Source organism: Candidatus Pelagibacter sp. HIMB1593 (assembly GCF_052047755.1).
Lineage (GTDB): Bacteria > Pseudomonadota > Alphaproteobacteria > Pelagibacterales > Pelagibacteraceae > Pelagibacter.
Genome location: NZ_JBNAJK010000001.1, coordinates 404449 through 427593, shown reverse-complemented (window position 1 = coordinate 427593; position 23145 = coordinate 404449). Strand labels below are relative to the sequence as shown.

Below are 23145 nucleotides of genomic sequence, written 5' to 3'. Positions count from 1 at the left end.
AATGTTAACTAAAAATTATTTAGCAACATATGCAAAATCATTTAATTGGGCTGGTTTTTTTTTACCAAAAAAAACTTATGATAAATGTTCTGCGCTTTATGATTTTTGTAGAGAAGCAGATAATATTGCAGATGATCCAGGAAAATTAGAAGACAAAATAATTAAATTTGAAAAATTTAAGAAAGATTTTTTAAATAAAAACTTTCAAAACATTGTTATTAAAAATATTTGGGCACTTATAGATGAATTTAGTATTTCAACAAAAGTAATTAATGATTTATTTGATGGGATTAATTCAGATATTAAAGAAAGAGTGGAATTAAAATCAAAAAAGGAGTTATTAATTTACTCTTATAGAGTAGCAGGTACAGTTGGTTTAATGATGGCAAAAGTTTTAAAAGTTAATAAGACAAATTCCTTGAAATCAGCAATCGATCTTGGAATAGCAATGCAGCTTACCAATATTTCAAGAGACGTAATTGAAGATAAAAATAATAAAAGAATTTATATCAATGAAAATTTCAAAGATATCAAATCTACCATTTCTTTATCTGAAAAATTTTATGAAAATTCTTTTTACTCAATTAAAGAAATACCTTTAAGTTTCAGATTCTCTATTTTAGTTGCAAGACGAGTCTACAGAAAAATTGGACACAAAATAATTAATAAAAATAATTTAGAAAATTATAAAAATTCTGGAAAAATTTATGTAACAAAAATTGAAAAAATTATTGAAACTTTTTTATCAATTTTTGATTTAATAATTTTAACATTTACAAATAAAAATGATAATAACATTGAACATGATCATTCATTAATTAATGAAGAGATAAATTTAAATGAAAGATTTTGATTACATAATTATCGGTGGCGGTTGTGCAGGTTTGTCTTTGGCTTATGAACTTGAAATTTCTGATAAATTAAAAAATAAATCTTTGGCTATAATTGAGCCTAGGGATGAATATAAAAGAGATAAAACTTGGTCATTTTGGAAAGTATTTCCACATAATTTTGATGATTGTGTAAAAAAAAGTTGGGATAATTTTTCTATAAACATTCCTAATGATACAAAGTTTATTGATTGTAAACTAACACCTTACCAATCTATAGATACTGGAAAATTTTATGACAAAATTCTTTCAAAACTTAAATTAAATGAAAATATAAAATTTTTTAAGAATATTAATGATATTGAATTATCAAATTCAATAATTTTTAACAGCGTTCCAAATTTTGAAAATAAGCCAAATAATTTGTGGCAACATTTTTGTGGTGTAGAAATTGAAACTGAAAAAGATTTTTTTGATGACCAAATATTTAACTTAATGGATTTTGTATGTGATCAAAAAAATGAGGTTCATTTTTTTTACACTTTACCTTTTTCAAAAAAAAGTGCACTTGTGGAGACTACCTGGATATCAAATTTAAGTAATGAAAATATAAAAGATTATGATAATCAAATAGATCAATACTTAAAAAACCATTTAAATATCAAAAATTATAAAATCAATTTTAAAGAAGAAGGCTCTATACCTTTATTTAGAAATAAAAATCTAAAAAAATTAAATGAAATATATATTGGATCAGCCGGTGATATGACAAGATTAAGCACGGGTTATACTTTTTTAAATATTCAGGAACACAGCAAATATATAACAGAAAACATTGATAATATTTCTAAAGCTAAATTGTTTAAAATTAAAAAAAAATATGATTTTTTAGACAATATTTTTTTGAAAGTTTTAAGAAATAACTCTTCAGATATGGGGGAAATTTTCTTTAAAATGTTCAATAGTTCACCTAAGACTGCTATTAATTTCTTATCTAATAAAAGTAATTTTTTTGAAGATTTAGAAATAATTTTAAAAATGCCTAAATGGAAATTTTTAAAAGAATTATTTTAAATGACTAATCAATTAATTAAAAAAATTAACCTTAATCATTCATTTATATTTTTTTTGTTAATTAATCTATTTTCTGTTGTGATGTTTAGATTAAATTATTTAGATATTTCTTCATCAATTTGCTTATTTTTAATTTTAACTATTGGAGTTTCACACGGTGCATTAGATAATATTAAAGGTAAAAAACTTCTTAAATTATTTAATTTTGAAAGAATATATATTTTCTATATTTTCTATATTTTTATAGCAGTTTGTGTCATTATTATTTGGTCACTCTTACCTGCAACCACACTGTTAGTTTTTCTTATAGTGGCATCATTTCATTTTGGTAAAGAAGATACACAATTTTTAATAAACAGAAAATCTTACTTAATTCAAATATTATACCTTTTAAAAGGATCACTCATAATTCTTGCCCCGCTTTTTTTTCATTTTGATGATACTGTGAAAATATTCAAATCATTACTTGTTGTTAATGAAAATTTTTATTTATTTTTAGAATTTTTAGAAGAAAAAAAGATAATCGAGATATCAATTATTTTGAGTTCATTATCAAGTATATTTTTATTTATTGATAAGTTTGAATTAAAAAAATTCACTATTTTTTTTGATTATTTCTCAATTATAATTTTAAATTACTACTTTACTCCTTTAGTAGCTTTTACAATTTATTTTTGTTTTTTACATTCTGTAAGGCACTCTATTTCACTTGCGATAGACCTTGATGAAAACAATCTCCAAAATGGACTAAAATTATTTATTTTAAAGGCTTTACCACTTACACTTTTAACAATCTTGGTTTCAATAATTGTATTATTATTATTAAATGAGGTTAATTATATAGATGATGCAATCTTAAAACTAATTTTTATTGGTTTGGCGTCTTTAACCTTTCCACATATATTGCTGGAATATTTTTTAGAGAAAAATGAAAAACAAACAAATTAAAATTTTACTTTCTGCTCCAAGAGGTTTTTGTGCTGGTGTTGAGAGAGCTATAGAGATTGTAGAAAAATCTATTCAAAAATATGGATCGCCAGTTTATGTTAGACACGAAATCGTTCATAACAAGCATGTTGTTGATAATTTAAAAAATAAAGGTGCTATCTTTGTTGAAGAATTAGAGGAAATTAATGACAAATCTAGACCTGTTATTTTTTCTGCGCACGGTGTTCCAAAAAAAATACCAGAAGATGCTGAAAATTATAAAATGACTTATGTAGATGCTACTTGTCCACTAGTTTCTAAAGTTCATAGAGAAGCGGAAAACTTAAATAAAGCTGGTTATCATATTATTTTGATTGGACATGAGAACCATCCAGAAGTAATAGGCACTATGGGCCAATTACCTAAAGGATCTATTGATTTGGTTCAAAATGAAGCTGAAGCAATGGAGTATAAAACCAATCATAAAGAAAAATTGGCTTATATAACTCAAACAACACTATCCGTTGATGACACTAAAGAAATAATAAAGATTTTGAAAGATAGATTTACAAACATTAAAGAGCCAGCAAAAGAGGATATTTGTTATGCAACAACTAATAGACAAATGGCAGTAAAAAATATTGCAAAAGAGTGTGATATGTTTTTTGTAATAGGTAGTAGAAACTCTTCTAATTCAGTTAGACTTGTTGAAGTAGCAAAAAAATCAGGTTGTCAAAATTCACAACTTTTTCATTCTGAAAGTGAAATTCCTTTTGATCAAATACAGAATTCAAATACTATTGGTATATCATCAGGAGCATCAGCACCTGAAATTCTTGTAGAAGATTTTATTAATGAATTAAAAAAAAAATTTTCTATAAATGTTGAGGAAGTAGAAATTATAAAAGAAAATGTGGTCTTTAAGGTTCCTAACAAATTAAATTAAATGGCTGTATATACAAAAATAAATCAGAGTGATATCGATATAATAAACAACAAGTTTGATATTGAAAAAATTTTAAGTTTCCAAGGAATTGCTAAAGGAATTGAAAATACAAATTACGTTTTAAAATCCAAAAATAAAAAGTTTATTCTCACAATTTTTGAGAAGAGAGTTCTTCCAAAAGAGATACCTTTTTTTATGAAATTAATGGATCATTTAAATGATTCAAAAATTATTTGCCCAAGACCACTTAAAACTAAAGACAAAAATTATTTAATTAAACTAAAAAATAAAACAGCTTGTATTGTCACTTTCTTGAATGGAAAAGATAAAAAGAAAGTTAACGAAAGTGACTGCTATGCTATTGGAAAAGCAATAGCTAAAATGCATCTGGTTACTAAGAAGATACAATTTACTAGAAAAAATTCAATGGGTGTAAAATATTTAAAACCTTTACTCCAGAGTATTAAATTTAAATCAAATAAAGGATCAAATTTGAAAAAATTTTTATTTAATAATTTTAATGATATTAAAAAAATTTGGCCAAAAAAACTTCCTTCTGGGATTATTCATGGTGATTTATTCGTAGATAATATTTTTTTTAATAAAAATAAGCTGTCGGGAATTATAGACTTTTACTTTGCTGCTAACGATTACTACATGTATGAAATAGCAATCTGTATTAATGCACTATGTTTTGATGAAAAAAATAAAAAATTTGTAATTAATAAGAAGAAAGTTGATAAATTAATCAAGGGATACAACAGTGTTAAGAAAATTAAATTAAATGAAAAAAACAATTTAAATATTTTGTGTAGAGGTGCTGCCCTTAGATATCTGTTAACTAGACTATATGATTATACAAATACTCCAAAAACAGCATTAATCAAAATTAAGGATCCGAACGAATATTATCAAAAACTTATTACCCATAACAATTTGAATAGTTTTAAAGATTATTTGATTTAATGATTAAAATTTATACAGATGGCTCATGTTTAAAAAATCCAGGAAATGGTGGATGGGCAGCAATAATTTGTACTGATAATGAAGTGAAAAAAATAAGTGGAAGTGAAAAAGATACAACAAATAATAGAATGGAATTAATGGCGACAATCAATGCATTAAAAGAGGTAAATTCTGAAGATTTGATAGAAATCTACACAGATTCTAAATATGTTAAAAATGGAATTACTGATTGGATCCACAATTGGATTAAAAATAATTGGAAAACATCTAGTAAAGAAGATGTTAAAAATAAAGATTTATGGGTTCAATTATATGATTTGAATAATAATTCTAAGATTAAGTGGAACTGGGTTAAAGCTCATGCTGGAAATCCACTAAATGAAGAAGTTGATTTATTAGCTAAAAAAGCTGCAAATCTAGATTAATTTAAAGAAATTTTCTGCTGCTGAGATTTCACAAGATCCTGTATCTGCTTCTTCCTGAAGTTTAATAACCTTCATGTTATCAACAAACATCGTGTATCTATTAGATCTAATTCCTAACCCTCTGCCACTTTTATCAACATCTGCACCAATTTCTTTTGTGAAATTAAGAAATGGATCACCCATCATAACAATTTTTTCACCTACATCATTTTGTTTACCCCAAGCATTCATCACAAAGGGATCATTTACTGAAATACAAATTATATGATCAATACCTTTTTCTTTATATTGATCATGCATCTTAATATATCCTGGCAAATGTTTAGCAGAACATACAGAAGTATATGCCCCAGGTAGTCCAAATATTACAACTTTTTTGTCTTTAAAAAAATCTTCTATATTTTTTTTTACAGGCTCTCCATCTTGAAGAACAAAAATTTCTGAATTTGGTAGGTTATCGTTTTCTTTTATTTTCATTTGGATCTATCTTTAATATGTTCTTTTACTTTTTCAATATCATTTTCAAGAATATCATAATTTTCTTTCTCATTTAATATAAATTGAAGTTCATTTGGTAACTCAGCTTTAATATTTATAGCACTTTTAATTGCATCAGGAAACTTACATGGATGTGCTGTTGCTAGCACAATATTATTACCATTGAGATCATGTTTATCAAAAGCTCCATAACCAATTGCAGTATGAGGGTCTAAAACAATATTAAATTCTTGATAAACAGACTTAATAATATCAAGTGTTTCGGTCTCGCTCATTCTTGCTGATAAGAAATCTTGATTAATTAAATTCAACTTTTCTTTATCAATTGAATATTTTCCTTCTTCTTTAATTTTTATCATGTCTTTTGATGTTTGTTCTGAATTCTTATCATTCAAATCAAAAATAAGTCTCTCAAAGTTACTTGCGATCTGTATATCCATACTAGGAGAAATAGTTTCGGAAACATTTTCAGCCTCGTAATTACCGTTTGAAATAGCTCTATGGAGAATGTCATTTTGATTTGTTGCAACAATCAATTTATTAATGGGCAAACCCATTTTTTTGGCTAAGTAACCTGCGTATACATCTCCGAAATTCCCTGTGGGAACAGAAAAATTAGTGGGTTTAGAGTGATCTTCAATGAGATAATAGCTGTAAAAGTAATAAACACATTGAGCAATAATTCTTGCCCAGTTGATTGAATTTACACCTGACATATTAATATCTTGAGAAAATTTTGTGTCAGAAAACATTGATTTAACTAAGTTTTGGCAGTCATCAAAATTTCCTTTAATAGCGATATTAAATACATTTTCATGTTTTCCAGTAGTCATGATTTTTCGCTGAACAGAAGAAACTCGATTATCAGGATGTAGTACAAAAATATTTAAATTTTCTTTTCCTTTTATTGCATCTATAGCTGCTGCCCCTGTGTCTCCAGATGTGGCAACTACAATATTAATTTTTTCTTTTTGCTTGCTTAAATAAAATTCATAAAAATTTCCAAGAAGTTGCATAGCAACATCCTTAAAGGCTAGTGTTGGGCCATGAAATAACTCTAAGACTGATCGATCCCCTATTTTTATGAAATCAATTACATTTTCTCTTCTAAAAACAGAATAAGATTTATCAATTATTTTAGACAATTCATCTTTTTCCATAAAATTTCCTATAAAAGGAAAAATAATTTTTTTTGCTAAATCTGAATAATTTAGTGACCTCAATTCTTGAATTTCTTTTTCACTATAGTTTGGAAGTGAGCTAGGAATAAACAATCCCCCATCATCAGCAAGACCTTTGATAAAAACATCCTTAAATTCATATGTTTTTGAAGTATTTCTGGTGCTGACGTATCTCATTAATAATTTTTTTTTCTAAAGTATAGATATATTAAAAGAATTGAAATCGCCATCGAAAACCAAGTAATTGCATACTTTTTGTGGTTATTTGAAATTTTAGCAGTGATCACTCTTGGTCTTGGGTTTTCGTAGTTACCGTTTAAATAAATAATATATTTCGAAAAGTTTTTTCCTGTAAATTTTAAAATATCTTCCCGATCTAGTGTGAACCAATAATTATTATCTACTTCATTCTTGGGTTTGAATGAACTTGATTTTGATTGAAGCATTAAAGTACCAATAATATTTTTTTGATCAACAACATTAATCTCTGGTTTGTTTTTTTGGTCAAAAGATATCCAGCCTCTATTAATTAAATAATCTTCATTTCCAACTTTAATTGGGTTAATAACTTCAAATCCAGGTTTACCAGTTTCGTTAAGATTATAGAGATAAATTTGTTTTTCAAAATCAATTTGTCCTGATGTTTTTATTCTTAAATAATTTTTTTTTTCTACATTTTGAAGTTCAACAGGATCGATCTTTAAAGAATTTTCAATTTGATTGATTAGATCTAATTTCCAACTCAATCTATACAATTGCCAAAAGCCTAATGACAACAAAACTAAAATTATAAAATAGACAAAAACTGAAAATAGAAGCTTATTCTTCAAGGATTAAATATTAACTTCCCCAAACGTAGATAGCTGCAAACAAGAATAACCAAACAACATCAACAAAGTGCCAGTACCAAGCAGCTGCCTCAAAACCAAAGTGGTGCTCTTTCGTAAAGTGACCCAATCTTCCTCTCCATAAACAAACAGCAAGAAAAATTGTTCCAACAATTACATGGAAACCATGGAAACCTGTTGCCATATAAAATACTGCACCATAAATATGTCCTGAATAATCAAATGTAGCATGATGATATTCGTAAGCCTGTAATAAAGTAAAAAAGAAGCCTAGTGCAACAGTTGCTGTTAATCCTTGAATAAATCCCTTTCTATCGTCTTCTAATAAAGAGTGATGAGCCCAAGTTACTGTAGTACCTGATAATAACAAAACTAGTGTATTAATTAATGGAATGTCCCATGGATCAAAAGTTTCTATGTCTTGTGGAGGCCAAACATTTCCAACAAACTCATTTGGGAACAAACTTATATCAAAATATGCCCAAAACCACGCAACGAAAAACATAACTTCAGAAGCAATAAATAACGTCATTCCATATCTATGATGGATTTGAACAACTGGAGTATGGTAGCCTTGATGTTCAGCTTCTATTACAACATCTCTGAACCACATGTAAGCTGCATAAATTACAAGAGCTAATCCTAAATACATTCCCCAAGATACATCATTGTGCATATAAAAAATTGCTCCAATAGCTAGTACCAAGCATGCAAAAGATGTAAATATAGGCCAAGGACTTGGATCTACTAAGTGATAATCATGTTTTTTTTCAGCTGACATATTTTTTTAATTATGATTGTTTATAATAATCTGTCGAGAAAAAAGTATACGACATAGTTACATCCTGTAAGTTTTTAACTGTTGGATCATTTACCAGTTCTGGGTCCAAATAAAAAGTCATAATATAAGTTGCCTTCTCACCTGCCTGAAGTTCCTGTTTTTCGAAGCAAAAACAGCCTAATTTACTATAATATTTACCAAAACTTGCAGGCGAAACATTAAAACTAGCAACTCCATAAGTTGTTTCATCTCCATAGTTCTCTACCTCAAACTCAATTCTATTTACCTGACCAACCTTAACATCAATGACATTTGATTTAGCTTTAAAATTCCAAGTAAGATTGTTTACATTCGTATCAAATCTTACACTTACAACTTTATCTAAAACTATTTTCGGGGCTTCTTTAGATACTTGGGTTGTTCCTCCAAAGCCAGTTACACGACAAAAAAGATCATATAAGGGCACTGCCGCAAAAGATAAACCTAACATTAAACAAAAAATACCCGCTAGAAGTAATGGAGTTAATGTTTTGATCTTAATCATATCTGCCTATCAAATACGCCAACGTTATATAATGTAAAAACAAACAAAAAAACCATAAAAGCTAAAATTGCTAAAGCAGTAATAATATTTTTTTTCTTTGTTTTTTTATCGGGTGTTATCATAAAATTTTATCTATTAAGAAAAATACAAAGACTAAAAACAAATATAATATCGAGTATCCAAAAATTGTTTTTGCTTTTTTTGCATCAAACTTGTTTTTCTTAAATTTGTAAAGTTCAAAACATAAGTAATTATAATAAATTGTCAAAATTAATGATGGAATTAAAAATGCTAGACCAACAAAATTAATTGCATATGGGAAAACAATAACTGGCATCATTATTAACGAATAAACAAATATATTTAATTTTGTGCTTTCAACACCATTAGTCAATGGAAGCATTGGAATATTTGCTTTTTTATAATCATCAGATTTATATAAACTTAGTGCCCAGAAATGTGATGGTGTCCAAAAAAAGATAATTAGAAAGAAAGTTAATGGCTCAATTGAAAGTGAGTTAGTAGCTACAGTCCAACCAATTACAGGAGGTAATGCTCCTGCAGCGCCTCCAATAACTATATTTTGAGGCGTTTTTCTTTTAAGCCAAACGGTATAAACCAACACATAAAACAAAATTGTAAATAACAATAAAGCTGCTGAAACTGTATTTGCAAAATAATCTAAAGCAACAACAGAAAATATTGATAAAGCGATACCAAAAATCAAAGCTTGGTTTTTATTAACTTTCCCAGTTGGTATAGGTCTTAAACAAGTCCTTGTCATTAATGCATCTAAATCAGACTCGTACCACATGTTTAAAGCTCCAGCAGCACCAGCTCCAATAGAAACTAAAATTATACCAATAATGGCATCTTTTGTTGGAATAATATTTGGCGCCATTAACAATCCAACTGCACAAGTAAAAATTACAAGAGACATTACTCTTGGCTTCATAAGTTTAAATAACTCAGAGAAATTGAAAACGTCTTCTTGACTTAAATTTCTATTTTTTAACTTAGACTTAATCATTTAATTTTAGACAAAAAATCTAAATACTTTTTTTTAAGTAGTAGATTTTTCTGCACTCTCTTCATCTTCAAACTTCGGTAATTCATCAAAAGTATGAAAATTTGGAGGAGACGGCACTGTCCACTCTAAAGTTGTTGCTCCTTCACCCCAAGGGTTTTGAGCAGCAGCTTTTTTCTTATAAAATGCATAAATTAGATTTGCAAAAAATACTCCTAAACCAATTACAGAAATATATGATCCAATTGAAGATATATAATTCCAACCAGCAAATGCATCTGGATAATCTGCATATCTTCTTGGCATCCCCGCTAAACCTAAGAAGTGTTGAGGGAAGAAAATTAAGTTTACACCAATAAATGTTAACCAAAAGTGTAATTGACCTAACCATTCTGAATATTCATAACCACTCATTTTTCCAAACCAGTAATAAAAGCCTGCAAAGATTGCAAACACCGCGCCTAAAGATAATACATAGTGGAAGTGAGCTACTACATAGTAAGTGTCATGCATTGCTGTATCTACACCTGCATTTGCAAGAACAACACCTGTAACTCCACCGACTGTAAATAAAAATATAAATCCTAAAGCCCAAACCATAGGTGTTTTAAATGATATTGAACCACCCCACATAGTTGCTATCCAAGAAAATATTTTAATGCCTGTCGGGACAGCAATAATCATCGTCGCTGCTAAGAAATAAGCTTTAGTATCCGTGCTTAAACCAACTGTATACATGTGGTGAGCCCATACAACGAAACCAACTATTCCAATTGCTACCATTGCATATGCCATACCTAAATATCCAAATACTGGTTTTCTTGAGAATGTTGAAACAATATGACTGATCATTCCAAAACCTGGTAAAATCAAAATGTATACTTCAGGATGACCAAAGAACCAGAATAGGTGTTGGAATAATACTGGATCTCCACCTGTTTGAGCATCAAAGAATGCAGTTCCGAAATTTCTATCAGTTAACAACATTGTAATTGCACCTGCTAACACTGGAAGTGATAAAAGTAATAAGAAGGCTGTAACTAAAATTGACCAAGCAAATAAAGGCATTTTATGCAATGTCATACCTGGAGTTCTCATGTTTAAAATTGTAGTTATAAAGTTTACCGCTCCTAAAATTGAAGACGCTCCTGCTAAGTGTAAACTTAAAATAGCAAAGTCCATTGCTGGACCAGGCTGTCCTGCTGTAGATGATAAAGGAGGATAGATTGTCCATCCACCACCAACTCCAGTTTGACCTGGAGGGCCATCCATAAATATAGACATGATTAATAAAATGAATGAAGTTGGTAGTAACCAAAATGAAATATTATTCATTCTTGGGAATGCCATATCAGGTGCACCAATCATGATTGGTACAAACCAATTTCCAAAACCACCAATCATTGCTGGCATAACCATAAAGAAGATCATTATTAAACCATGACCTGTTACTAAGACATTGTATAAATGATAGTTTCCACCCAAAATTCCATCACCTGGATGCATCAATTCCATTCTCATTAAAACTGAGAATGCAGTTCCGATCACACCTGCAACAATTGCAAATATAAGGTACATTGTACCGATATCTTTGTGATTAGTTGAATACGCCCAACGTTTCCAACCAGTTGGTGTATGATGATCGTCGTGTGATGCAGTCTGTGTATACATATTATTTACTCGCTAGTTTTTTAAATTGATCTTCTTCATTAATTTCTTTTGCAAATTTTATTTTAGCTCCAGTAAGCCATTCTTGATATTCTTCTTCAGAAACTACTCTTACTGTAATCGGCATAAAAGCATGTTTAATTCCACAAAGCTCAGAACACTGTCCATAATAAGTTCCAACTTCTTCTGCTTTAAACCATGTTTCATTTATTCTTCCAGGAACTGCATCTCTTTTAACTCCAAAAGATGGTAAAGCCCAAGCATGCAAAACATCATTTGCAGTAATTAAAACTTTTACTACTTTATTTACTGGAACAACTAATTCATTATCTACAGCTAATAATCTTGGCTGATTTTCTTTTAAATCCTTATCTTCAATCATGTAAGAGTCGAAAATAATATTTTCGTCTGGATACTCATAACCCCAGTACCACTGATAACCGATTGCCTTAACTGTTACATCCGCTTTCGGTATTGAATCTTGTTTATATAAAATTTTAAACGATGGAACTGCCATCACGATTAAAATTAAACATGGAATTAATGTCCATAAAACTTCTACAGCAACATTGTGAGTTCTTTTAGAAGGAACTGGATTTGCTGATGCTCTAAATCTGATACATGCATAGACCATCAAAAATAAAACGAAAACACTTATCGCAATTATGATTGGCAGTAACAGTTTGTCATGAAAATTAACGATATCTCTCATAGACTCTGATGCTGCTTTTTGAAAACCTAATTGCCAATCTTTTGGCTGGTTAGCAAACGCAACTGCAGGAGTTAAAATTGAAAGAATTGTTAATAAAATTTTTTTCATTTTTTTACCCTATATAGAACGTCTTCAAAAAAATTACACTTTAGTTTTCGCGACAAAATATCAATTTATGGTGTATTTTATGATCGATATAGCTGAAATTACAGCTGTTTCAGATCTCAATATATTCTCATTAATTTTCAATGGTTGAACTCCGCTAAATTTTAGAATCTTAGCCCTTTCTTCTTCAGAAAAATCTCCTTCTGGACCTATAATTACACATGTAGGTTTATCAGTAACCTTCTTTAAATCTATTTTGGTATTTTCAGAATTTAGATCAGTAAAAATTAAATCAATTTCATTACTAATTAAAAAACTATCTAATGATTTTGGATCCTCAATATCTGGAACATTAATTCTATTTGATTGTTCTGACGCCTCAATAATTACTTTCTCTAATCGCTCTTTATTAATTTTACGAACAATCGTTCTATCAAATATTATTGGAATAAACTTTGTGACACCTAACTCAGTTGCTTTTTGAATCATAAAATTAAAGTAATTTGATTTAATTGGAGAAAAAGCAAGCCACAATTCTTTAGAATTTTCTTTTTGTCTTAATTGTTTTGTAACATTAAATTCAACAATACCTTTTGAGATATTTAAAATTTTTGCTTCCCATTCACCACTACTGTTAAATAAAGAAAAAATTTCATTTTCTTTAACTCTCATTACTTTGTTTACGTAATGTGACTGAGATTTATCAAGTGTATCAGTTAAATTATTAGATAAACTTTTAGAAAAATATAATCTAATGTTACTCATATTATTAAATTAGTTTATGAAAAATATTAAAGCAATAATTTTTGACGCTTACGGTACTTTATTCGATGTAAATTCAGCAGCAGAAAAATGTAAAGACAAAATTGGTGATAAGTGGGAAGCTTTTGCAAATTATTGGAGAACCACACAACTAGAATACACATGGCTTAGAAGTTTAATGAAAAGACATAAAGATTTTTGGCAGATCACTGAAGACAGTTTGGATAAATCAATGAGTGTATTTAAAATAGACAATTCAATGAGAGATGAATTATTAGATCTCTATAAAATTCTCTCACCTTTTGAAGAAGTTCCAGAAGTATTAAAATCTTTAAAAGAAAAAAATTTTAAACTAGCAATACTTTCCAATGGGACACCTTCTTTATTAAATGAATTAGTACGTAGTAATAATTTAAATAATTTATTTGATGATATTTTTTCAATTGAAGAAGTTGGTGTATTTAAGCCTGATTCTAAAGTTTATGATATGCCAGTAAAAAAATATAAAATTAAAAAAAATGAAGTTGTTTTTTTAAGTGCAAATACTTGGGATGTATCTGGTGGAGGAAACTATGGATACAATTCTATATGGGTAAATAGAAATAATAATATATTTGATAATCTAGATTATATTCCTAAAAATAAGATCGCTAATCTTAACGAACTAATTAAACTTATCTAATTCTATTCTCCTCAAAATTTTTATTTAACTTTTGAGAAATAGTTTTAGTATTTTTTTTATTCCAATCAGAAAAAGATTTTAAAATTGGAATAACCGAAAGCCCAAATTCTGTCAAAGAATACTCAACTTTTGGAGGTACTACTTGATGGACTTCTCTATTTATAATTCCATCAATCTCTAATTCCTTTAGTTGTTTTGATAACATTTGTTGTGTTATTGTTTTTAACTCTTTTTTGAGTTTATTAAATCTCACTATTTTATTGTTAAATAAGTAAAATAAAATTCTGATTTTCCATTTTCCACCAAGAAAATAAATTGCTCTTTCCGCTGGGCATTCAATGTTGTTTTTCATGTTACTCATCTAAATACCTAATTTTATTTTTCAAGGTATGATTATAAATACTAGTATGAAATTATTGCGTTCTTGCAGAATTTAACCAGATCATTATTTAGATAAAAAATTAACAAAGGAGATTTATGAGCAAAGGAATAAAAGCAGGAGATCAACCTATTTCTATTGATGTTGAAAAAGGAAAAAATTATTTATGGTGTTCTTGTGGACAAAGTAAGAGCCAACCATTCTGTGATATGTCACATAGAGGAACAGAATTTAAACCAGTTAAATTTGTGGCCGAAGAAAATAAAACTATTTATTTCTGTCATTGCAAACAAACTAACAATCAACCATTTTGTGATGGTTCACACAACAAATAGATCATGACAAATATTTTAGATTTGGTTGGGAGAATATTTATCTCTTTAGTGTTCTTGTTAAGTGGAATTAATAAAATTGGAAATTATGAGGGAACCATTGGTTGGATCGAATCTTTGGGAATGCCGGGTATTTTTTTAATTCCAGCAATAATTCTTGAGATAGGTGCTCCAATATTAATAATGATTGGATATAAAGTAAAAATTTCTGCTGCTCTCTTAAGTATATTTTGTATAGCAACTGCAATTATTTTTCACACAGATTTTAGTAATCAAATGCAATTTGTATCATTTATGAAAAATATAGCATTAGCTGGTGGATTTTTATTTTTGGTGATAAATGACACAAAAGAGTTTAGTTTAGAAAGGAAATTATCAAAATAAATGTCAAAAATAGAAGTAAGTAAAATTATAGATCCTATTCCGGCATCGGATGGTGCAGGAGTAAAATTAAAAAGAAGTATTGGTGTTGAACCAAATTACTTTGATCCTTTCTTAATGCTAGATGAATTCGGATCTGAAAACAGTGAAGATTATATTGCGGGTTTTCCACCTCACCCACATCGTGGAATTGAAACTGTTACTTATATGTTGGCTGGAGATTTTGAACACAAAGATAGCACTGGTGGTGAAGGAAGAATGACTGCAGGTGATGTTCAGTGGATGAAAACAGGAAGTGGAATTATTCATTCAGAAATGCCAGCAATGAAAGAAGGAAGACTTCATGGCTTTCAATTATGGGTTAACATGCCTTCTAAATTAAAAATGAGTAAGCCTGAATACATTTATATAGATGCAGATAAAATGAGCGTTCATAAAGATGATGAAAAACAAGTTAAAGTTATAGCTGGTAAATTTGAAAACGCTGAAGGACCTGTAAAAGGTCATAATGTAGAGCCAGTTTACTTTGATGTAGAATTAAAGAAAGATAAAGAGTTTGATTTTAATATCCCATCAACTCACAATACATTTATTTACTTAATTGATGGTGAAATCGAAATTGGTAGTGAAAAACATGATAATGTTAAAGATAGTACTTTAATATTATTAACAAATGGTGAAGAGCTTAAAGTGAAAGCAAAAACAGATGCTAAATTTCTTGTAATATCTGGAAAACCGATAAATGAGGAAATTGCAAGAGGCGGCCCTTTTGTAATGAACACTAAAGCAGAAATCTTGCAAGCAGTACAAGATTATCATAATGGTACATTTGTAAAATAAATTATGAATTCAGTAATAATATCAAAAGCAGGTAGGCCAGAAGTTTTAGAATACAAAGATCTTAAGCTTGAAGAACCAAAAGCTGATGAGGTGACGATTAAAAACCATGCTATTGGTTTAAATTATATTGATACTTATCATCGATCAGGACTTTATCCATTAACTCTTCCATCTCCAATTGGCTTAGAGGGAGCTGGAGAGATAACTAAAGTTGGCTCAGATGTAAAAGATTTTAAAGTTGGAGATAAAGTTGCATACTGTGCAGCTCCTCTTGGTGCTTACTCAACTCATAGAAACTATCCAACTAAAAACTTGGTAAAAGTTCCTGACAGTGTTGATTTAGAAACAGCAGCAACATTAATGACAAAAGGAATAACTACATTTTATCTTTTACATAAAACTTATCCTGTAAAATCTGGAGAAGATATTTTATTCCATGCAGCAGCAGGTGGTGTTGGTCAAATATTTGGACAATGGGCTAAAAGTTTAGGATGCAATGTAATTGGTACTGTCGGATCAGATGAAAAAATAGAAAATGCAAAACAAAATGGTTATGACCATGTAATTAATTATAACAAAGATAATTTTGCCGAAAAAGTAAAAGAGATTACAGAAGGAAAAGGTTTGTCTGTTGTTTATGATGGAGTTGGAAAAAATACTTTTGATGGTTCAATTGAATGTTTAAAATTAAGAGGAATGTTGGTTTCTTTTGGAAATGCGTCAGGTCCTTTAGATCCTGTTAATGTTGCAAAATCAATTCAACCAAAAGGACTTTATTTAACAAGACCAAGTATTATGCAGTACACTACAACAAGAGAAGAGCTTGATGAAGCTGCAAATAAAGTTTTTGAAATGGCTTCAAGTGGAAAAGTAAAAGTAAAAATTTCAAAAAAATATTCTCTTAAAGATATTGCACAAGCACACAAAGATTTAGAGTCTAGAGTTCTTACTGGACCAGCAGTAATACTTCCCTAATTTACATCTACATCCATATCAGACATATGGAGTTTTAGAGCATTTGTTGAAATTTGAATTTCTCTAATGAAAAAAATTATTGATATAATCATAGATAAACAGCATGAGCCAAAAATTACTCTCGCTGCAAATACTTCATCTAAATAAAGTGCAAAAACAGTAAGCATATTAAATAGGAACCCAAATGAGGCAAATAAAATTGTCCATCTAAGAAGAGTTATCCTGCCACTCAAGTTAATAAACTGCTTCTTCCATTCAGGTGGAATATGCTTTTCATAAACATGCTCATCATGAAGTTGACGAATTAAGATACTAAGAGAATGAAATCTGTTGCTATACACACTCATTAGCAATGGAATAGCTGGAAACATTAAAGCTGTTACTGTGTAATCTATATTCATACGAATCAATTTGATTATGAAACTACCCTTTGTTATTTACAAGTAAATTATTATGAACCAAATTAAACTTTTTATTGAATTAACAAGATTGACAAAACCGATTGGTTACATGCTTTTGTTTTGGCCTTGTGCTTGGGGCTTGACTTTAGCTTATGATTTTTCAATTGGTTTAAATAAGTATTTTTTTTATCTAATTTTATTTTTTTTAGGTTCAGTTTTAATGAGATCGGCAGGCTGTATTGTAAATGATATACTGGATAAAGAGTTTGATGCAAAGGTTTTTAGAACAAAAAATCGACCAATCGCCTCTGGAAAAATTTCAATAAAACTAGGATTATTTTATGCTTTAATTTTGTGTTCATTGGCTTTCTTGGTTTTAATTAATTTTAATTTTTTTACTATTATTTTAGCTTTAGGATCAATGCCGCTCGCATTTACATATCCTTTGATGAAAAGATATACATATTGGCCTCAACTTTTTTTGGGAATTACATTTAATTATGGATTAATTCTTGGATGGACTGCGATTAAAGGGGATTTAGAAATAGTACCAATACTATTTTATTTTGGAGCCATATTTTGGACATTAGGATATGACACGGTTTATGGTTTCCAAGATATTCAAGATGATGAAATAATTGGATTAAAATCAACTGCAATCAAGTTTAAAGGAAACGCAAAAAAATTTTTATTCGTATGTTATTCTTTTTTAATCATTCTATTTGCCAGTGGTGGATATTATATGAATTTAAATTTAAGCTATTATGTCTTAGGTACAATTCCTTTGATGCACCTACTTTTCTATCAAATGAAAAATTTTAATTTTACAGATCCCTCGAGTTGCCTATCAGTGTTTAAAAGCAATAACTTATTTGGATTGATAATTTTTTTAAATATTTTAATTGCAAAATCATTTTAATGAAAAATTCTGAAATATATAAAAGATTATATAGAGATTATTCTAGAAAATTTTTGAATAAAATATTTTTATCAGTATTTTTTTCAGTTTTGGTTGCCGGGAGTACTTCTGCAATTGCCTGGCTATTAGATCCAGCAATTGAAAAAATTTTTATAGAACAAGATCAATCATTAATTTTTTTTATACCAATTATGATCATAGTTGCTTTTACCACTAAAGGTCTTTCACTTTATTTTGCAAAAGCAACAATGATTAGTGTTGGTGAAAATATTAAAAAGAATTTGCAATTTGATATGGTTAAATCTTTAATTTTAACCGATACGCAAATTATAGATAAAAAACATTCTGGAAAATTTATTTCTAACCTGACATATGATGTCACTCATATAACTAATCTACTTAGTAATGCTATATTAACTTTATTTAAAGATTCATTAACACTAATTGGGCTCCTAATAGTAATGTTTACACAAAACTGGAAACTAGCAATGATTTCAATAATTATGATTCCTCTTGCAAGCTTGTCAGCAAAAACCTTGGGTAAAAGGATAAGCAAAGTAGTTACTGAAGCTCAGGAAAAATCGGGTCATTTAACAACATTTTTAGTTGAATTATTTAAAAACCACAAACTGATTAAAATCTTCCAAAAAGAAGATTATGAAAATTTAAAAGCAGAAAAATATCTAGACGATTTAAAAGAAAAAAATAAAAAAATTCAGACAGTTTTTGTAAGAATTTCTCCAATAATGGAGACTTTAACTGGGGTAATGATTGCGGTGCTTATATTTTATTCTGGGATTCTAATATCAAACGGAAGTCTTGATATAAATAATTTTTTTTCTTTTTTAGCAGCAATGATGTTAGCTTATCAGCCAGTTAGAGCTCTCTCAACTTTAAATATGACAATTAAGCAAGGTGTTTCTGCTGCAACTAGAATTATTCCAATTATTGATAACAAAAACAAAATAATTGATCATGGAAATGCCAAACCTTTAGTTCAAAAAAATTCTGAAATAATATTTGAAAATTTAAATTTTGCTTATGAGAAAAAAGAAAAAAAAGTATTAGAATCTGTAAATTTATTTTTTGAAGGTGGAAAAATGACTTCCTTAGTTGGTCACAGTGGATCAGGAAAATCAACTATCTTAAATCTTATTCCTAGGTTTTATGATTCTGATGAAGGTGACATAAAAATAGATGGTCAATCTATCTACAAAACAACACTAAAATCTCTAAGAGAAAATATCTCTTTAGTAAGCCAAGAAACCACCCTTTTTGATGACACAATTTTAAACAATATAAAATATTCTAATGAAGATGCTTCAGATGATGAAATTCATAAAGTAGCTGAACTATCAAATTGTGCTGAGTTTATTGATAAACTGCCAAATAAATATGAAACAATAATTGGAGAAAATGGCATTAGACTTTCTGGTGGAGAAAAACAAAGAATTGCTATTGCAAGAGCAATGATGAAAAAAAGCTCGATAATATTACTTGACGAAGCAACATCCTCTCTGGATAGTGAGACAGAAACTAAAATTCAAGAAGCTCTTAAAATACTTACAAAAAATAAGACCACGATAGTTATTGCTCATAGACTATCAACTATTTTAAATTCAAATAAAATTTATGTAATAGACTCTGGTAAAGTTGTAGATAGTGGAAAACATGAAGATTTAATGACCAATTCCAAATTGTATAGAAACTTTTATGAGAAACAAATTCAAAAATAAGTATGTTTTTTTTATATCAAGTAATTTTGTCAATAATTATGTTGATATCTCCAATTGTTATCATTTTAAGAATATTTAAAAATAAAGAAGATAAGAAAAGGTTTGTTGAAAAGTTCTCAATCCCATCAGAGAAGAGACGAAATGGATTACTGGTTTGGTTTCATGCATGTAGTGTAGGAGAAATACTAAGTATAGTTCCATTGATTAAAAATTATGAAAAAAATAATACTGTTAATCAAATATTAGTTACTTCTAGTACACTTAGCTCATCAAAAGTTTTAAAAAAGTTTCAATTTAAAAAAACCATTCATCAATTTTATCCAATAGATCATTTTATTTTTGTAAATTCTTTTTTAAATTATTGGAAACCAAATATTGCTATATTTGTTGAATCTGAAATTTGGCCATGCATGTATCAAAACCTTAAGTACAAAAATATACCTTTAATATTATTCAATGCGCGAATAACAAAAAAAACATTTAATAGATGGTTAAAATTTAAGAATTTTACTAAATCAATTTTGGAAAACATCAAAATAGCTTACCCTCAGAATAAAGAGACAAAATCATACCTAAAAAAACTAGGCCTTAAAAATTATTCTGAAATAGGGAATATTAAATTTGCTGAATATGATGATGCTAAACAAAATCTTGATAGAAAATTAAATATTGAGCTAAAAAATAAAAAATTTTGGATTGCTTCAAGTACACACGATTCTGAAGAAATATTTTGTGCAAAAACCCATATAATACTAAAACGTAAATATAATGATTTAATTACAATTGTAATTCCAAGGCATATACATAGGGCAAAAGAAATAGCATCTGAATTGAGAAGACTAAAACTTAAAGTGAATTTACATAGTTTAAGACCAAAAAATTTAAAAAATACTGATATTTATATTGTTGATACATTTGGAGAGACAAAAAAGTTTCATAAATTAGGTGGCTCTGTATTTTTGGGTGGTTCAATAATTAATAGAGGTGGGCAAAATCCTCTAGAAGCTGCAAGATATGGGGCAAAAATATTACACGGACCGTTTGTAAGTAATTTTACGGATATTTATAAATTACTAAAATCTAACAAAATTTCTAAAAAAATTAATACTAATGTACAACTTTCTAAGGAAATAACTTTTACTAAAAATGTTCAATCAGGATTTAAAATTAAAAATATTGGGGAAAAAATTTTAAAAAAAACTATAAAAGTATTAGACAAACATATTTTTAATGAATTTAAAAAAACCTGATTTTTGGAATAATAAAAATTTATTAGCATACATTTTTTTACCTTTAACTTTAATCACACATACAATAAATTTTTTTAAAAAATTTTCACATAAAAAAAAATTTACAATTAAAACAATTTGTGTGGGTAATATTTTTATTGGTGGAACTGGAAAAACATCATTATCAATTTTAATAAATGAAATTTTAAAAAAAAAATATGAAACTGTGTTCATAAAGAAAAATTATATTAACCAGAAAGATGAAATAAATTTGTTAAAAAAGAATGGTGATGTTATCGCCAAAAATAATAGAATTAATTCATTAATGCATGCAGAAAAAAAGAAATATGATTTTGCAATACTTGATGATGGACTACAGCAAAAAAATATTGCATATGACTTAAAAATTGCATGCTTTAACTCCTCTGAATTTATTGGAAATGGTTTTGTTTTACCAGCTGGACCTTTGAGAGAAAGTATAAAAGAAATAAAAAATTATGATATGATTTTTCTAAATGGATCAACTGAATCTACAAAAAAAATCTTTCAAAAAATAAAAACCTTCAATGAAAATATAGAAGTGCTAGAAGGAGAATATATTCCACAAAATATAAACACTTTAGATAAAAAGAAGAATTATCTAATGTTTTGTGGAATTGGCAATCCAAAAGAATTTGAAAATACATTGTTAAAATATAAATTTAAATTACAAAGAAAATTTATTTATGCTGATCATCATAATTTTAGTGATGAGGAGATAGATTTTCTAAAAAAAATAGCTTTAGAACATAAACTTGAAATTATCACTACAGAAAAAGACTATTTAAGATTAAATTTAAAGCAAAGAGAAAAAATAAAATTTTTGAAAATAAATCTGAAGGTAAATAAAATAAATAAGTTAAAAAAAAAATTATTTGATATCAAATGAAACGATTTTACCATTTAGTGCAATTTGTATTTATTACCTTTTTATTTTTTATATTCAGATTGATTGGATTTAAAAATTCATCTAATCTTGGTTTTTTTATAGGTAAAAATTTAGGTCCAATATTTAGATCAAAATCATCAATAATTAAAAACTTAGAGAAAGCACATATCAAAGGAGATTTTGAAAAAATAGCATCAAATGTTTTAGGTAACTATGGTAGAATTTTTGCTGAATATGTTCATTTAAAAAATTTCAAAAACGATAAATTATCAAAATACATATTAATAGAAGGAAAAGAATATTTAGATCAGATCAAAAAAAATAAAAAAAAAGTAATTTTTATTTCAGGACATTTTAATAACTTCGAATTAATGGCAATGCAGATTGAAAAAGAAGGCATCAATTGTGCCGCGATTTACAGACCTCTAAATAATCCTTATCTAAATAAAGTAATGGAAAAAATTAGGGTAAGAGACATTTGCAAAAAACAAATTAAAAAGGGTCGTTCAGGAACTAGAGAATTGGTTAAATTGATAAAAGAAGGCACTTCAATTGCTCTCATGGTCGATCAAAGAGTAAGAGAGGGGGAAAAAGTCACATTTTTCAATCATTTAGCTACATCAACAACGATACCAGCTCAATTCATAAAAAAATATGAATGTGATTTAGTGCCTATTTATATAGAGAGAAAAAATAAATTTTATTTTAAAATGTATGTATCTAAACCAATTAAAATCGCCAAAAATAAATCTTCTTTTGAGATTACTAAATTTATAAATCAGATTTTGGAAAAAATGATTTTAAAAAATATTGATCAGTGGATTTGGACACACGATAGATGGAAAAATTAGAAATTAAGATTTATTTTGCTCTCTTTTAATAGACGCCTCAACATAAGAAAAATATGGCTCCTGTTCATCAACATTCCAATAATTTAAATTTTCTAATAATATTTTTTTTCCAGAAATTGCACAAATAACATGATCTCCATGTTCAATTATACTAAAGTTATTAGGTGAATATTTTAATTTAGCTAATTTATTTTTCAT

General features: G+C 27.9%; 28 protein-coding genes. 16 read left to right on the top strand and 12 right to left on the bottom strand.

Annotated elements, in window-relative coordinates; all coding sequences use genetic code 11:
* Position 1: 1 nt before the first annotated feature.
* Genes ACTTA0_RS02260 through rnhA form a run of 6 tightly spaced genes read left to right on the top strand, consistent with a single transcriptional unit; the run spans position 2 to position 5168 of the window.
* Positions 2 to 853 (top strand): phytoene/squalene synthase family protein, encoded by an 852-nt coding sequence (locus tag ACTTA0_RS02260; protein ID WP_440618953.1) that lies wholly within the window; start codon positions 2 to 4, stop codon positions 851 to 853.
* Entirely contained in the window at positions 840 to 1904 is a 1065-nt protein-coding gene (locus ACTTA0_RS02255; protein ID WP_440675867.1) for a lycopene cyclase family protein, read from the top strand. The genes ACTTA0_RS02260 and ACTTA0_RS02255 overlap by 14 nt, the downstream gene beginning before the upstream one ends.
* Entirely contained in the window at positions 1905 to 2852 is a 948-nt protein-coding gene (locus ACTTA0_RS02250; RefSeq protein WP_440675865.1) for a Brp/Blh family beta-carotene 15,15'-dioxygenase, read from the top strand.
* Entirely contained in the window at positions 2833 to 3777 is a 945-nt protein-coding gene (gene ispH / locus ACTTA0_RS02245) for a 4-hydroxy-3-methylbut-2-enyl diphosphate reductase (protein WP_440675864.1), read from the top strand. Before ACTTA0_RS02250 ends, ispH begins: the two co-directional genes overlap by 20 nt.
* On the top strand, positions 3778 to 4743 hold the full coding sequence (locus ACTTA0_RS02240; protein ID WP_440675863.1) for a homoserine kinase: 966 nt from the start codon (positions 3778 to 3780) through the stop codon (positions 4741 to 4743). It abuts the gene before it with no gap.
* Positions 4743 to 5168, top strand: a complete 426-nt coding sequence (gene rnhA, locus ACTTA0_RS02235; protein ID WP_440675862.1) for a ribonuclease HI — start codon at positions 4743 to 4745, stop codon at positions 5166 to 5168. The genes ACTTA0_RS02240 and rnhA overlap by 1 nt, the downstream gene beginning before the upstream one ends.
* Here rnhA and ACTTA0_RS02230 read toward each other — a convergent pair.
* The 9 genes from ACTTA0_RS02230 to ACTTA0_RS02190 form a co-directional block, all read right to left on the bottom strand.
* Positions 5160 to 5645, bottom strand: a complete 486-nt coding sequence (locus ACTTA0_RS02230; RefSeq protein WP_440618959.1) for a peroxiredoxin — start codon at positions 5643 to 5645, stop codon at positions 5160 to 5162. The two genes, rnhA and ACTTA0_RS02230, sit on opposite strands and share 9 nt — an antisense overlap.
* Positions 5642 to 7024, bottom strand: coding sequence for a threonine synthase (thrC, locus tag ACTTA0_RS02225; RefSeq protein ID WP_440675861.1), 1383 nt, complete (start codon positions 7022 to 7024; stop codon positions 5642 to 5644). Before thrC ends, ACTTA0_RS02230 begins: the two co-directional genes overlap by 4 nt.
* On the bottom strand, positions 7024 to 7626 hold the full coding sequence (locus tag ACTTA0_RS02220) for an SURF1 family protein (RefSeq protein ID WP_440676629.1): 603 nt from the start codon (positions 7624 to 7626) through the stop codon (positions 7024 to 7026). Before ACTTA0_RS02220 ends, thrC begins: the two co-directional genes overlap by 1 nt.
* A gap of 61 nt (positions 7627 to 7687) precedes the next feature.
* Positions 7688 to 8476 carry a cytochrome c oxidase subunit 3 gene (locus ACTTA0_RS02215; RefSeq protein WP_440675859.1) on the bottom strand — a complete coding sequence of 263 codons (789 nt, stop codon included), beginning with the start codon at positions 8474 to 8476 and terminating at the stop codon, positions 7688 to 7690.
* A gap of 10 nt (positions 8477 to 8486) precedes the next feature.
* Positions 8487 to 9020, bottom strand: coding sequence for a cytochrome c oxidase assembly protein (locus ACTTA0_RS02210; protein WP_440675858.1), 534 nt, complete (start codon positions 9018 to 9020; stop codon positions 8487 to 8489).
* A 118-nt stretch (positions 9021 to 9138) separates the two neighbouring features.
* Positions 9139 to 10050: a heme o synthase gene (cyoE, locus tag ACTTA0_RS02205; RefSeq protein ID WP_440675857.1), complete on the bottom strand. Its 912-nt coding sequence runs from the start codon at positions 10048 to 10050 to the stop codon at positions 9139 to 9141.
* Positions 10051 to 10083: 33 nt separating this feature from the next.
* Positions 10084 to 11718, bottom strand: a complete 1635-nt coding sequence (gene ctaD / locus ACTTA0_RS02200; RefSeq protein ID WP_075506423.1) for a cytochrome c oxidase subunit I — start codon at positions 11716 to 11718, stop codon at positions 10084 to 10086.
* 1 nt (position 11719) lies between these two features.
* Positions 11720 to 12535 (bottom strand): cytochrome c oxidase subunit II, encoded by an 816-nt coding sequence (gene coxB / locus ACTTA0_RS02195; protein WP_440650939.1) that lies wholly within the window; start codon positions 12533 to 12535, stop codon positions 11720 to 11722.
* 60 nt (positions 12536 to 12595) lie between these two features.
* Positions 12596 to 13297, bottom strand: coding sequence for an RsmE family RNA methyltransferase (locus tag ACTTA0_RS02190; RefSeq protein WP_440675856.1), 702 nt, complete (start codon positions 13295 to 13297; stop codon positions 12596 to 12598).
* Positions 13298 to 13313: 16 nt separating this feature from the next.
* Here ACTTA0_RS02190 and ACTTA0_RS02185 point away from each other — a divergent pair, with 16 nt between their 5' ends.
* Positions 13314 to 13976 carry a haloacid dehalogenase type II gene (locus ACTTA0_RS02185; protein WP_440675854.1) on the top strand — a complete coding sequence of 221 codons (663 nt, stop codon included), beginning with the start codon at positions 13314 to 13316 and terminating at the stop codon, positions 13974 to 13976.
* Here the strand turns inward: ACTTA0_RS02185 and ACTTA0_RS02180 are convergent.
* Positions 13969 to 14328 (bottom strand): winged helix-turn-helix transcriptional regulator, encoded by a 360-nt coding sequence (locus ACTTA0_RS02180; protein ID WP_440676628.1) that lies wholly within the window; start codon positions 14326 to 14328, stop codon positions 13969 to 13971. The two genes, ACTTA0_RS02185 and ACTTA0_RS02180, sit on opposite strands and share 8 nt — an antisense overlap.
* A gap of 125 nt (positions 14329 to 14453) precedes the next feature.
* Here ACTTA0_RS02180 and ACTTA0_RS02175 point away from each other — a divergent pair, with 125 nt between their 5' ends.
* From ACTTA0_RS02175 to ACTTA0_RS02160, 4 genes are read left to right on the top strand one after another with little or no spacing between them, the layout of a single operon-like run.
* Complete coding sequence (locus ACTTA0_RS02175; protein WP_262589802.1) at positions 14454 to 14690, top strand: CDGSH iron-sulfur domain-containing protein; 237 nt, start codon at positions 14454 to 14456, stop codon at positions 14688 to 14690.
* Positions 14691 to 14693: 3 nt separating this feature from the next.
* Positions 14694 to 15071, top strand: coding sequence for a DoxX family protein (locus ACTTA0_RS02170; RefSeq protein WP_440675853.1), 378 nt, complete (start codon positions 14694 to 14696; stop codon positions 15069 to 15071).
* Positions 15072 to 15908: a pirin family protein gene (locus ACTTA0_RS02165; protein WP_440675851.1), complete on the top strand. Its 837-nt coding sequence runs from the start codon at positions 15072 to 15074 to the stop codon at positions 15906 to 15908.
* A gap of 3 nt (positions 15909 to 15911) precedes the next feature.
* Positions 15912 to 16883, top strand: coding sequence for a quinone oxidoreductase family protein (locus tag ACTTA0_RS02160; protein WP_440675849.1), 972 nt, complete (start codon positions 15912 to 15914; stop codon positions 16881 to 16883).
* On the opposite strand, the gene ACTTA0_RS02155 is transcribed toward ACTTA0_RS02160, so the two are convergent.
* Positions 16880 to 17284 carry a DUF2721 domain-containing protein gene (locus ACTTA0_RS02155; protein WP_075506429.1) on the bottom strand — a complete coding sequence of 135 codons (405 nt, stop codon included), beginning with the start codon at positions 17282 to 17284 and terminating at the stop codon, positions 16880 to 16882. The genes ACTTA0_RS02160 and ACTTA0_RS02155 overlap by 4 nt on opposite strands.
* Positions 17285 to 17336: 52 nt before the next feature.
* On the opposite strand from ACTTA0_RS02155, the gene ubiA reads away from it, so the two are divergent.
* The 5 genes from ubiA to ACTTA0_RS02130 are packed head-to-tail and all read left to right on the top strand — an operon-like array spanning position 17337 to position 22947.
* On the top strand, positions 17337 to 18203 hold the full coding sequence (gene ubiA, locus ACTTA0_RS02150) for a 4-hydroxybenzoate octaprenyltransferase (protein ID WP_440675847.1): 867 nt from the start codon (positions 17337 to 17339) through the stop codon (positions 18201 to 18203).
* Positions 18203 to 19939 carry an ABC transporter ATP-binding protein gene (locus ACTTA0_RS02145; protein WP_440675845.1) on the top strand — a complete coding sequence of 579 codons (1737 nt, stop codon included), beginning with the start codon at positions 18203 to 18205 and terminating at the stop codon, positions 19937 to 19939. The genes ubiA and ACTTA0_RS02145 overlap by 1 nt, the downstream gene beginning before the upstream one ends.
* Positions 19940 to 19977: 38 nt before the next feature.
* Positions 19978 to 21189 (top strand): 3-deoxy-D-manno-octulosonic acid transferase, encoded by a 1212-nt coding sequence (locus ACTTA0_RS02140; protein WP_440675844.1) that lies wholly within the window; start codon positions 19978 to 19980, stop codon positions 21187 to 21189.
* Positions 21170 to 22096, top strand: coding sequence for a tetraacyldisaccharide 4'-kinase (gene lpxK, locus ACTTA0_RS02135; protein ID WP_440675843.1), 927 nt, complete (start codon positions 21170 to 21172; stop codon positions 22094 to 22096). The genes ACTTA0_RS02140 and lpxK overlap by 20 nt, the downstream gene beginning before the upstream one ends.
* The gene (locus ACTTA0_RS02130) at positions 22093 to 22947 is read left to right on the top strand and encodes a lysophospholipid acyltransferase family protein (RefSeq protein WP_440675842.1); all 855 of its coding nucleotides are present in this window, start codon (positions 22093 to 22095) and stop codon (positions 22945 to 22947) included. The genes lpxK and ACTTA0_RS02130 overlap by 4 nt, the downstream gene beginning before the upstream one ends.
* Positions 22948 to 22950: 3 nt before the next feature.
* On the opposite strand, the gene ACTTA0_RS02125 is transcribed toward ACTTA0_RS02130, so the two are convergent.
* Positions 22951 to 23145: a DUF2093 domain-containing protein gene (locus tag ACTTA0_RS02125; protein WP_440675841.1), complete on the bottom strand. Its 195-nt coding sequence runs from the start codon at positions 23143 to 23145 to the stop codon at positions 22951 to 22953.